The organism is Peribacillus sp. FW305-BF15 (assembly GCF_058783805.1).
The window spans coordinates 1-12,629 of record NZ_JBYSYV010000049.1; the positions used below are offsets into that span (position 1 = coordinate 1).

The 12,629-nt window shown below is 38.1% G+C and carries 7 protein-coding genes and 3 pseudogenes; 6 read left to right on the top strand and 4 right to left on the bottom strand.

All coding sequences use genetic code 11. The features are described 5' to 3' along the window. The first annotated feature begins 336 nt into the window (after nt 1-336). Both AC3WLU_RS26230 and AC3WLU_RS26235 read left to right on the top strand, forming a co-directional pair. The gene (locus AC3WLU_RS26230) at nt 337-1,281 is read left to right on the top strand and encodes a sporulation protein (RefSeq protein WP_492598178.1); all 945 of its coding nucleotides are present in this window, start codon (nt 337-339) and stop codon (nt 1,279-1,281) included. A 467-nt stretch (nt 1,282-1,748) separates the two neighbouring features. Next, complete coding sequence (locus AC3WLU_RS26235) at nt 1,749-1,976, top strand: hypothetical protein (RefSeq protein ID WP_202316435.1); 228 nt, start codon at nt 1,749-1,751, stop codon at nt 1,974-1,976. A 486-nt stretch (nt 1,977-2,462) separates the two neighbouring features. On the opposite strand, the pseudogene AC3WLU_RS26240 reads toward AC3WLU_RS26235, so the two are convergent. Then, nucleotides 2,463-3,609: pseudogene (locus tag AC3WLU_RS26240) on the bottom strand (transposase). Between the two features lie 297 nt (nt 3,610-3,906). After that, nucleotides 3,907-5,142 carry a beta-ketoacyl-ACP synthase II gene (fabF, locus tag AC3WLU_RS26245; RefSeq protein WP_492598179.1) on the bottom strand — a complete coding sequence of 412 codons (1,236 nt, stop codon included), beginning with the start codon at nt 5,140-5,142 and terminating at the stop codon, nt 3,907-3,909. Between the two features lie 121 nt (nt 5,143-5,263). Here fabF and AC3WLU_RS26250 point away from each other — a divergent pair. Continuing rightward, nucleotides 5,264-6,116: pseudogene (locus tag AC3WLU_RS26250) on the top strand (helix-turn-helix transcriptional regulator). A 285-nt stretch (nt 6,117-6,401) separates the two neighbouring features. Here the strand turns inward: AC3WLU_RS26250 and AC3WLU_RS26255 are convergent. Both AC3WLU_RS26255 and AC3WLU_RS26260 read right to left on the bottom strand, forming a co-directional pair. After that, nucleotides 6,402-7,109, bottom strand: a complete 708-nt coding sequence (locus tag AC3WLU_RS26255; protein WP_492598180.1) for an SDR family oxidoreductase — start codon at nt 7,107-7,109, stop codon at nt 6,402-6,404. A 160-nt stretch (nt 7,110-7,269) separates the two neighbouring features. Then, nucleotides 7,270-8,016, bottom strand: a complete 747-nt coding sequence (locus AC3WLU_RS26260; RefSeq protein ID WP_492598181.1) for an SDR family oxidoreductase — start codon at nt 8,014-8,016, stop codon at nt 7,270-7,272. A gap of 181 nt (nt 8,017-8,197) precedes the next feature. Between AC3WLU_RS26260 and AC3WLU_RS26265 the strand changes: the two are divergent. The 3 genes and pseudogenes from AC3WLU_RS26265 to AC3WLU_RS26275 all read left to right on the top strand — a co-directional run bounded on the left by AC3WLU_RS26265 (nt 8,198) and on the right by AC3WLU_RS26275 (nt 12,259). Then, nucleotides 8,198-8,742: pseudogene (locus AC3WLU_RS26265) on the top strand (TetR-like C-terminal domain-containing protein). Between the two features lie 153 nt (nt 8,743-8,895). Further along, the gene (locus AC3WLU_RS26270) at nt 8,896-10,206 is read left to right on the top strand and encodes an HAD family hydrolase (RefSeq protein WP_492598182.1); all 1,311 of its coding nucleotides are present in this window, start codon (nt 8,896-8,898) and stop codon (nt 10,204-10,206) included. Between the two features lie 790 nt (nt 10,207-10,996). Further along, the gene (locus AC3WLU_RS26275) at nt 10,997-12,259 is read left to right on the top strand and encodes a dicarboxylate/amino acid:cation symporter (protein ID WP_364284472.1); all 1,263 of its coding nucleotides are present in this window, start codon (nt 10,997-10,999) and stop codon (nt 12,257-12,259) included. The last annotated feature ends 370 nt before the right edge of the window (nt 12,260-12,629 follow it).

The following is a 12,629-nucleotide window of genomic DNA, read 5'->3' on the forward strand; positions in this document are numbered from 1 at the left end:
ACGCCGAGGAGGCTCACCGCCCGCCCCGCGGAAAGCGAGCATCTGGAGGGGAAATCAACCACAACTCACTACCTGGTTAAATAGCAACAAAGTATGTGAAAACAGCCTTTTAATTTAATAATCCATAAACAGCAACATAAAAGACGACGAACTCCATTATCAAAGGAAGATCACTTACTGCGGCAAATTATTTGAAACTATTTTCATTTTTTGACGTAATACTATCAGGGATAATTTAGAAATCTCATAAAAAACAAATGGATTTCCTGTTCTTTCTAATTACGCCCCAATATACATATAAATTCTAATATAGGTTTGACGAAGGGAAGAGGACGTATGTTTAAAAAAATCTTAGCCAGCTTAGGAAAAGGAGCTGCAACTGTAGATTTACAATGTGACAATCATAATTATCAAGCTGGAGAAAGCATTCAAGGGCAGATAGTCATTCAAGGCGGTGAGGTGGAACAGAAAATCAATCAAGTGACTGTCCGGCTGATGATGAATGTGGTATTAAACCAAGGAAGCGTTACTAAGGAAGTTGCCCATATACCATTAATTAATCGAGATTGTATTCAGCCCAAAGAACGTAAGGTCATTCCTTTTCATTACGTCCTACCTGCGAATTTACCTATTTCAAGGGGAACTGTCTCATACTATCTGGATACACATCTTGATATCGAGGGCGGGGTCGACCGCAAAGATGTAGATCGGCTAGTCATCCAATCCCAGGAATCCATCACATCCATTTTTAATGCAATGGCTCAATTAGGATTTCGCGAGACAGCTGACTCAGGTAAAATCGATCAATATGGACAGGAATTTACTTTCTTTCCCACTCAACAATTCATGGGACAAGTAAATGAAGTGGAAATGCGGTTTGCCAATGAAGAATCAGGTATCCGGGTCTGGACGGAGGTTGACTGTAAAAGCGGCTACAAGGAAATTGAAGCGAAACGAGAGTTTCTTTTAAATCGAGAAGTTCCTGAGCAAGAAGACGATCTTCATAAGCTACTTGGAAATTATATATCGGAAGCTATTGAACAGCCTCATGCTTTTACACGGACGTTCTCTTATTCCGCAAACCATACTCATGGTCGCTCTTCCCAAATGGGAAACGCTATACCTGGAATGGTTGGTGGATTAGCAGTGGGTGTTTTAGGGACTATGTTATTCACTGAGATGATGGAAGGATTTGATATGGAGGAGATGTTTGAAGAAGCAACAGAGGAATTTGATGGGGGATTTGATTCATTTTTTGATAATGGGGATGGGGAATCCTAAAAATAATTAGGGAATGTTATAAAATAAAAAATGGCCCACTAATCAGTTCTTGAGTATGAATTAGTAAACAAGCGTTACTTACTTTAATCAGTAACTAATGCTTGTTTTATTGTTGTTTTTATAGGAAGCCAGGAAGAGGACATTTAAAAGGCAACTTGCTTCCTTTTAAGCTCCGAATTCCCCCTTAATCCTCCTATATTTAGAAAATTTTTATCATAAGGTTTTTCTGGTTATATCCTTTTGGGGAAATTATTATTATCTGAAAAATGAAGAAGGGAAGGAGAGAGAATATGAATGTTCAACTATACGTACATAACTTCCTTGGTGATAACAACAAAGTTAATGGTACGACATGCTATCATCTTCTGAAAGTAGCCCCTTGTTTTTTGATTTGGCGTGAAAAAAATGAATAAACAATGCTATAAGGTTAATTCTATATACAAGAATGTTAAAAAGGAGATTACATCGTGAAGCCATATGAAATAAAAAATATGATTATTGATGACGAGTTTAATGGTGAAGAATCCGTTACAGCTGACTTTACTCACAATGATAAAGATTATAGCATTACTTTAAAAAAAGAAGATCTTGAAATAATTAATGCATGGGTTTTTGAGGATGGATCATCTCTTCCAGCAAACTTATCAGGTACTATCATTGAATCAATAAGGGAAGATATTAAAAAGAGAATCTAGTCATTGGCACTAGATCTTTTTTGTCATTTTCTTAATCGAAGAAAAATTTAGCCTTGTTTATATTGATGATAAAGAATTATTGCTTGTGGTGCAATACCAATAAGAGTTGAAAAAGGCTTATATAACTAATATGTTTTACTTCAGAAAACTTGTGGACAAGGAATTCTAACTGTTTTGTTTACTAAATTAGTTAGTAGAGCTAAAAGGTATTTCAAAAAATATTGCTTTATGAATAAGAAAAAAGCCTTAATCGAAGAAAAAAAGGCTTTTTCGAAGTTAATTTCCAATAAGACCCAACACGGTCACTAACTAAAGGTATTATTGAGGACTTTAATTATAATTGAAAAGAATACGAGTGAAAGTTAATTTACTCGTATCAGTTTGTAGACAAAAGGGGTTCGGAATTAAAAAATTCCGAACCCCTTTTAAAATTCCCTTGAAATTTTGACCAAAGGATAAGAGATTTGGGCTCTTCGAGCGACTATGTTATGCCATTGTAGGACCTTGCCATGTCCAAGTGGCCATCTTCTTTAAATTAATGGCAGCGAAAGTAAGCATCGCTTGCATCGACAATTTTTTAAGTCCCCTTAAAGTAGTCCAACGCATACCATGCTTTTCTTTTGCATCTGCGAATACACGCTCAATCGTTTCTTTGCGTTTCGCATATATAGGTTTTACATCTTGATGATGACGCAGATGATCTGCTTCTTCCACATATGCTTGCCAGATATGCCGTGTCACTACTTTTTGATGGTCTTTGCTTTCTGTACACTGTGATAAAAATGAGCATGTTGCACAAATTTGTTTTGGCGATTTGTACTCGCGATAGCCCTCTTTATTTCTTGTTGAGTACTTTAAAGTTTCTCCCGAAGGGTAAAGGTAACAATCAAAGTGTTCATCGTAAACATAGTCATGTTTGCGAAAGAATCCTTCTTTTGTACGAGGACGTGTATAGGGTAAAGCAGGTGTGATTTCTTTGTTAAATAGGTAGCTTGTAATCGCTGGTGTTTTACAAGCTGCATCTGCTTCTGGTTTTCCAACTTTCTCAATCACTTGCTCAACAAGTGGCTCCAAAATATGACTGTCATGTGTATTACCAGGTGTTACAATCGTTCCCAATACAAAACCGTTGCGGTCTGCGGCCGCATGGAATGAATAGGCAAACTGTTTTGTTCGTTCATCTTTCACATGTGTGGAATCGACAAATACGTGTTCAGCACTTATTAACTTCCTATCAGCGGCTGTCATTAAGATGCGATAGAATATCTGTTCAAACAGGTCTGTATCTTTAAAGCGTCGCTCATAATTTTTCCCGAACGTGGAGTAGGAGGTACTTTATCATGGAAACCATAGCCTAAGAACCAACGGTAAGCCATATTGGTTTCCACTTCTTCAATCGTTTTACGCATGGAACGAATACCGAAGGTATATTGAATGAATGTTAGTTTAACTAAAATAACTGGATCAATACTTGGGCGTCCTACCTTGAATACATATCTTTCACTAAGTCATAAATGAAAGTGAAGTCAATGGAAGCCTCAATTTTACGAACCAAATGATTCGCTGGCACCAGTTGATCTAAAGTAATCATTTCAAGTTGATCTCGCTGAATAGAATTATGTTTCGAAAGCATCCTCATCACCTCAAGTTTTAATAGTTCTATTTTAAAACAAAAAAGACTGTAGGCAAAAGGAGTTCTATCTAAAATTTTAAACATAGTTGATTGGAACGGAAGGTACGAGACTCCTGCGGGAAAAGCGCGTCTAGGGGAGACCCCGCAGGCGAAAGCCGAGGAGGCTCCCGGACCGCCCGCGGAAAGCGAGTGCCTGAAGTGGAAATCAACGTCCAAATTTGTACAAGCCAAAAAAAAATGTAGACAAACTCGATTTTCATTGAGTTTGTCTACAGTCTGATACGAGTGAAAGTTAATTCACTCGTATTTTTTTAAAACGATAGCTGCATTATGACCTCCAAAACCAAATGAATTGGATAGCCCAGTACTTATTTCCACTTTACGAGCAACACCGGGTACATAATCCAAATCACATAATGAATCAGGCTTTTCTAAGTTGATGGTTGGAGGAATAATTCCTTCCTTTAAACTTTTTGCCAAAGCAATTGCTTCCACGCCTCCAGCTGCTCCTAACATATGACCTAGCATAGATTTATTAGCTGTTATTGGGATTTGATAAGCTTTTGATTCAAATAGCTTTTTAATCGCTAGTGTCTCAGATAGATCTCCCACTTCTGTACTTGTTGCATGTGCGCTAATAACATCAATCTCTTCTGGAGAAATATTTGCGTTTTTCAAAGCCATTTTCATTGCAAGGTAGGCTCCTTTTCCTTCTGGGTGTGTAGCTACCATATGATAGGCATCAGAACTTGCACCATACCCTATGACTTCAGCATAAATCTTTGCATCTCTGCGTAAAGCGTGAGATAAAGATTCCAAGATTAAAATTCCTGCTCCTTCTGACATGACAAATCCATCTCGATTTACATCAAAAGGGCGGCTAGCTTTAGCTGGATTATCGTTTCTCGTTGATAATGCTGTAGCATTACCAAAACTAGCTAGTGATAAATCTGTAATAGCTGCCTCTGCTCCTCCAGCAAAAACGGCATCAGCTTCTCCAAAGCGAATAAGCCTGAATGCTTCACCAATAGCGGTATTTCCGATTGCACAAGCTGAAACAGGTGACATAGTAGGTCCCATTGCGTTCCATTTAATACTAATTTGGGCTGCGGCAGCATTAGAAATCATGGCTGGTACCAGGGTTGGACTGACTCTTCTTGGACCTTTCTCTCGAAGAGTATCCACATTTTCAATCAATGTTTCAATTCCTCCTATCCCCGAACCAACATATACGCCAAGTCTTTCTAGATTGATATCATCAATATTTAATTTAGAATCAGTCCAAGCTTGTTCAGCAGCAGCCAAAGCAAATTGGGCAAAGCGATCTAGACGTCGGGCTTCATTTTTTCCTAAAGTATCATCTGCATTAAAATCACGAATAATTCCAGCAATTTTTGCTTTATGGTTGCTCACATCAAATGTATCAATAGAGGAAATGCCTGACTTACCTTCAGTCAGATTTCTCCAAAATTTTTCTACGTTGTTTCCAATAGGAGAGACTACTCCCATTCCGGTAATAACGACTCTTTCCATTTTTCATCACCCCAAATGAATAGTATACTCGTATTATACTTCAGGGTTATCCTATTACAAGTGAGCGTTTATCCTGGTATAATAACTACCCGGTTAAATGGTTATGATGGAGGGTTTAGAAATGAATGATAAAACCAGACTTGAAGCTTTGTCTACATTTTTGAAAACGAAGCGATCCCAAATTAAGCCTGAATCTATAGGTATACCTGCTGGTACCCGGAGAAGAACACCTGGCTTACGAAGAGAAGAAGTTGCACATTTGGCGGGAGTTAGTACTACTTGGTATACGTGGCTAGAGCAAGGTCGGGATATAAAGGTCTCTACAAGCGTATTGGATTGCATATCTACAGCTCTGCAATTAAATAATGATGAACGAGAGTATCTATATGATTTAGCTTTAGAAGTGAAATCATCCATTATTCATCGAAAGAAGGATCAGCCAAAACTTAGTCCTTCTTTGGAAAGAATTTTAGCGGAGTTAACGTATTGCCCTACTATCATTACAGATCGACATTGTCATATTGTAGGCTGGAACAATGCTGCCGCTCACGTATTTCTAGATTTTGAACAACTTCCTGATGATCAAAGAAATTTGATCCATCTATTATTTACAAGAAAAGAATTAAAATCATTAGCTGTGAATTGGGAGCATTTTGTTAAAGGATTTCTTTCCATTTTTCGTGCCTATTATGGTCACTACTTAGGTGATGAGTGGTATAACCTATTTATAAAAGAAATGAGTGATTCTCATCCGGAATTTCAATCTTTATGGCAAGAAAGTCAAGTGAGTAAAGCTCCAGAAATGATGATTGAATTTAGACATGCCAAAGCCGGTAAGATGCTGTTTAATTTAACTTCTCTCCAAGTCCAGGGGGACATGGACCTAAGATGCAGTATCTATACACCAGTAGAGGGAACAGCTACGGAAAATAAATTAAAAACGATTTATGAAAAAAATCTCGATTGAAAGTTAATAAACCAGCATATCTACAGTCTATGAAATAATACTCGCAAAATACTTCAACTAAAGTGCTTTACTTCAATAAGGCAGGTTGCTGAGGCAGCATTTTTCATATGGCACGAACGGGACAGTTTAGTTTAGGTATATTTCTTCACCAAATTATAGAAAAATCCGGTTATCCTAGTTAGGCAAAGGAAAACCGGATTTTTTCTTTAATTGGTTCTAAAGCAATAACAATTGCAAAAGATGGTTTCATGGAACCAGCTTTAACACCAAATAATTTGCTCATGAAGTATTGCTACCAATCGATTCGTTTTCCATCTTTGAAGAATCCCCCGTTAGGTCCTTCAGCTCCAGTAGTAGCTAACCAAAGGATAGATTCAGCAGCTTGCTCAGGAGTTCTTGGAGCAGATGGTCCCCCCATATCTGTACTTACCCATCCCGGGTCGACCGCATTTATTTTGATATCAGATTTGATTTCTACAGCTATTAATTGTGTCAATCCATTCAGGGCAAATTTGGACATTTTATAAGCCCCTACTCCTGGATATGACATTTCGCTCATTGCCCCATATTCTGAGGAAACATTGATGATTCTCCCATAGCCTTGTTTTTCCATGAGGGGAATAAAGGAACGGATCATATGGTAAACTCCAAAGAAATTGGTTGCCATTGTATTCTCTAAAATTGATGGATCCATATTCAATAATTGTTTATTCTCATCCAGATACACGCCAGCATTATTAATCAATACGTCTAATCTTCCATACTTCTCATTTATTGTTACCGCTGCTTGACGGATGCTTTCTTGATTATTGACATCTATCGACACAAACGAAACGTCCAGATTTGACTCCCTAAGTTGTTGTATCGCTTCATGACCCATCTCCGGATTCCGACTTGACAAAATAACCTTAAAACCTATCAAAGCTAATTGTTTGACCAATTCATATCCAATTCCTCTATTTCCGCCTGTGACAAGTGCAACTTTCGTATCCTTTGACATGTTAATTCCTCCATTTTTCGGATAATAATTTTGAGCAGAGGAGATTTCTCCAGTTAAAGCCTGTAAACATTCCGAGAAGAAATTGAAAGGCTGTCAAGATTTTCTCGACAGCCTAAATTTTAGAAAATGAATATCTCTTAGTTTTATCTTCCTTTTATTATTACCAAGGTTGACTTGTTGGTCCAATTGTAAACTCATTAATGTTCGTATCTTCTGGCTGATCAATAGCGAATGCCACAATATTGGCAACTCGATCAGGTGCAATACCATATTGTTCGTACAGCGCAGTCATACCTTCCGAAATATTCTTATCAGTAATCGTATCCAGCAATTCCGTGTTGATCGCAGCTGGATAAATAGTTGCTGTGCGGATGTTAGTACCTTCTTGGGCAGATTCCATACGTAAAACTTCCATTAAATCACGAACAGCCCACTTTGTTGCTCCATAAACAGCACCGCCTGGGTATGCTTTAAGCCCAGCTACTGATGACGTAGTGATGACATGTCCAGACTTTTGGAAAGTAAATATTGGCAATACTGCTGCGATACCATTCAATACACCTTTAATATTAACGTCTACCATGCTGTTCCACTCGTCAGTTTTTAATTCGGAAAGTGGTGAATTAGGCATTAGTCCAGCGTTCAAGAAGATTACATCAACACCGCCAAAAGTGTCTTTAGCTAGTTGAACAAGCTGCTGACTATCAACTGGGTTAACGACATCTGTGACGCGATAAGCCACTTGACCACCGTTCGATCTAATTTCTTCTGCTAATTTTGCTAAACGCTCTTCACGTCTTGCGCCAAGTACAACTTTTGCACCTTTTTCAGCTAACAGCTTAGCTGTTGCTTCCCCAATACCCGAACTTGCGCCTGTAATTACAACCACTTTGTTTTCAATTGTCATTTCGTTTCATCCTTTCATGTAAAATAAAACTACAATTGATGTTTTCTCGACATCTGTCTATAATTTAAAATATAAATTTAAACAAAACAAGGCATATAAATCGTTAATTTAATCAGTTTTGTTGTTTAAACAACAAATCAATAAAAATTGTTGACCATCTCAAGGAAAGTATGGTGTTAATATGGCAAAAGTGGATAGAAGAATTGTAAGAACTCAAGAAGCAATTAAGAAAGCATTTCTTGAATTGATGTCTGAAAAAATTTTGATAGCATGACCATTCAGGATATTTCTGACAGGGCAAATATTAACCGTGCAACTGTTTATCTCCATTACTTGGATAAATTTGATCTGTTGGATAAAATCATAGAAGAACATATCAATAACATGGTTAACCTTTGTGAATCGGAAGCTGAAATGGATTGGATTGAATCGACTGTACACTGCATGGAATATCTTGAACGTAATTATTTATTTTTTTCGACGATGTTGGCAAGTGAGGGAGCTCCGTACTTTCGCAGCCGGTTTGTTCAGCATAATATCGAAGAGTTCAAAAAAGACGTGGATATAACAAAAGGAAAAAATTTTGGTCAAAGTGAAGATGTAGTTGTCGAATTTGTGGCAAATGCTTATGTAGGTGTAGTGGAATGGTGGTTAAAAAATGGGATGCCTTATCCACCGGAGGAAATGGCAGAGAAGGTAGGGGTCTTATTAGAGAGGATTTTATAGAAAATGTTAAGAATTACAAATAAATATTTGACTATTCTGGAAATTATTGATAATATTTACGCATAAAAGAATCAATCGGCAATGGCGCCTGTTTCAATAGCTAATAACGAGCTATTGGGCAGGCGTCTTTTGCATTTTTCAGGGGGGGATAATATGAATAATAGAACCAAATTAAAGGCTCTATTTGGCATGATCATTATTTGCTTGTTTTTGTCTGCTTCCTTAGGAGCGGCTGCAAGCGGAAATGCAGTTTCGAATGAGCAAAAGAGGGAGGGCCACTGTATTCAAGTGTTGGATAAAGGAAAATGGGCTCCTGACACCTATAAGTCTATTCAAAACCTAATTGATAAGCATGGTGCTGGAAGTACAGCATACGATCCAAATCGAAAACCTTATGTTGTTTTTGATTGGGATCATACGAGCATCATGAATGATACGGAGGAGGCCCTCTTTCTTTATCAAATTGATCACTTGGCATATAACATGCAACCGGAAGAGTTTTATGAAGTGATCAAAAAGAACGTGCCGAATGGACCCTTTTCACACGAGTTTAAAAACCTTCAGGGAGATGCAGTCACTCTCAAGCAAATCGCCGTGGATCTGAAACGCGATTACGAATTTCTTTATTCCAACTATAATGGGATGAATGGAAAAGAGCGGTTAGAAACGCTACATTCAACTGATCGATTTAAAGATTTTAAAGCGAAAATGTACTTTCTGTATGAAGCCATTGGGGAAACATACGGTGTTGAAATCGGATATCCATGGGTGCTTTATTTATTTGCGAACATGTCGACTGAAGAAGTTCAGCAGCTTGCAGAGGCTTCAAATGATTATAACTTAGGGGCGGGAATGGCATCGGTGACGCTTATAAGTCCTGGGTCCATGTTAGGAAAAGCCGGTACAGTTGAAGTTACCTATACAACAGGACTGCGTCTGGCCTCGGAAATCGCAAACTTAATGCATACTTTTATGGAGAATGGAATTGACGTTTATGTTATTTCGGCTTCGATGGAAGAGGTGGTGGAGGTATTTACGTCAAATCCAAAATACGGCTACAACCTTCCAAAGGAAAATGTCTTTGGGATGAGATTAAAAAAGAAGGAAGGAATTACTCAAGCAGAATATGAAGACAATTGGCCGATCACTGCTCGAGAAGGTAAGGTGGAAGTGATCGAACACGCCATCTCCAAAACGCGGGGCGGATACGGTCCGATATTCGTAGCTGGAGACAGCAGTACAGATTATGAAATGCTGACAATTAAGAGTTTGAAACTAGGTTTAATTATCAACCGCCTCAAAACAGGTGATATCGGCAAGCTTTCGAAAACAGCTGCAGAACGTATGGGCAAAAACAACCCGAAAAATGTTCTCCAAGGAAGAAATGAGAATACAGGCTTATGGATACCGACTGAATACACGATCAAGCTTGGGTCAAATGAAGAAAAATTGTTGGCGAATTAAAAAGATTCGTCCCAGCAGATTCAGTCAAACTGGGAGTATAAACTAAAGATTGATGATGGCATCTTAGACTCGCTTTTATACATTCAAGTTTCCGAAACATATCCAAAATCAGTGTAAATCATGCATGCACCCTATTTCCATTAAGCCATATTAAATGAAGATAAATCTTCTACTCTCATTTAGTAAACATAAAGTATTTTTGGTTTTACATCTTGAAGAATTTAATCAAATTCGGTAGCAAACAAGCGTATTTATATAAATTCTAAATCTCCTCCTAATCTAGTGGATTGCCGGTTACCCTATTTCTCCTTGTAGTGTCACAGCTTCGCTAGTTATATGAGATCTACGTCCCAACCAGCCTAATCATGTTTCTACAAGCAGGGGCAAACTGTTTAGTTGACGGGGTTTATCCCACGAGCAGGTACGTTTTGCCCCGGCTACCGTTATAATAAAACCATATAAAAAATGGTCAACCAGAAATATTTTCTGGCTGACCTTATACGAACGGGTGCGTTAGCTGATTAAGGAACAATTAAAAATGTAAACGGGATTAATAATTTATTCTTATAACTTTATAGTAATTCAGTATTTTACTGAATCGCGAATAGGTGATACAGTTTTTTTATATTTACAAATATTTTTAAAGGGAGGTTATATATGGAATATACAGAAACGATTTTTAAAAGCTATTTCTTCTTTCTCTTTCAATAGTCAAATGAGAAAGGAATGATCTATTTATTGACATATTGTGTGATGAGGCTATTAATCTTTCGTTCAGGGAGGACAACCTATGAAAAAGTTTTTTGCTTTTCAAGTTTTAATTGCATTGTTTATTGGAGCACTTATCGGACATTTTTTTCCTGAACTTGGCCAATCCTTAAGACCAATTGGCGACGCTTTTATTCATCTTATTAAAATGATTGTTGTACCTATTGTTTTCACAACCATTGTCATTGGGTCATCGGGCGACGGAAACATGAAAAAAATGGGTTCATTAGGACTTAAAACAATTATATGGTTTGAATTTATTACCACTCTGATTCTAGGTATAGGTCTTTTACTTGTTAACATTCTAAAGCCTGGTGCTGGGCTTAATTTGTCCCACCTCGCTCAAAAGGATATCACACAATTAAATGAAAGCGTTACCAAAGTTGTCGATTTTAAAACGATGCTTGTTAACATCATTCCAAGCAACATTGTTGATGCGATGGCAAAAAGTGATTTATTAGCTGTTATATTCTTCGCTATTTTATTTGGTGCAGCTGCTGGAGCAATTGGCAAAAAGTCAGAGCCGGCAATGAAGTTTATGGAATCAGTTGCAAATATCATGTTTAAACTGACACAAATGGTCATGGTAACCGCTCCGATTGGTGTACTCTCTCTCATGGCAGCCTCTGTAGGTCAGTATGGTATTGCCCTTTTAATCCCTATGGCAAAGTTGATTGGGGTTGTGTATCTTGGGCTTGCTATTGTAATTTTCGTTCTGTTTCCAATAATTGCTTGGTTCTTGAAGATTTCTTACTTTAAAGTGTTTCGAATGGTATGGGATTTGTTCCTTATCGCTTTTTCTACAACAAGTACGGAAACCATTCTGCCTCAGTTAATGGATCGAATGGAAGCTTACGGTTGTTCGAAACGTGTTGTTTCATTCGTTATTCCTTCTGGGCTATCACTGAATTGTGATGGTTCGACATTGTACCTTTCTGTTTGCTCTATTTTCCTAGCACAGGCATATGGCATCCCAATGGATTTTGGCCAACAGTTGATTGTAATGGGGGTTCTTGTTGCAACCTCAAAAGGAATTGCTGCTGTTCCATCCGGTTCGCTAGTTGTCCTTTTAGCTACCGCCTCAGCAGTAGGGCTTCCTGCAGAAGGCGTCGCAATTATAGCAGGCATTGACCGTGTGCTGGATATGGCACGTACAGCTTGTAATACTCCTGGACATGTTCTCGCTTGTATTGTGGTTTCGAAGTGGGAAAAAGAGTTCCGTCAAGAAGATTGGAAAGCTCAAACCGAACAGTCAAGCATTCGGCAGGTACCACCAACATTTTGATGATACGTTAAGCAGTATCATTACATCAGAAGAATTGGGAAAAGCAATGATACAAGTAGCAACGACTGGATATTCTCGCCCCATTGTTGAAAGTCATGAGTTAAAACTAATGATGGGGTCTGACACATATTATGATTAGTCATCTTGAAGACTTTTTTTGAATTGTATTGCTGTTGGGTGGGTGAAGAAACTGGGAAGCGAGAAGGTGAGATAACTTTGAGAATCAATGGCTTTGACATTGATCAGGAAAAACGTTTGTGAAAGAACACTGCGTTAGTTTAAATCGGAGCTGCCTTTAAGGCAGCTTTTTCTTGTGTGCCAGGCATGGCAACTATCTAGGTGGTGAAAGTCCGCTGTGGGGGTACACATC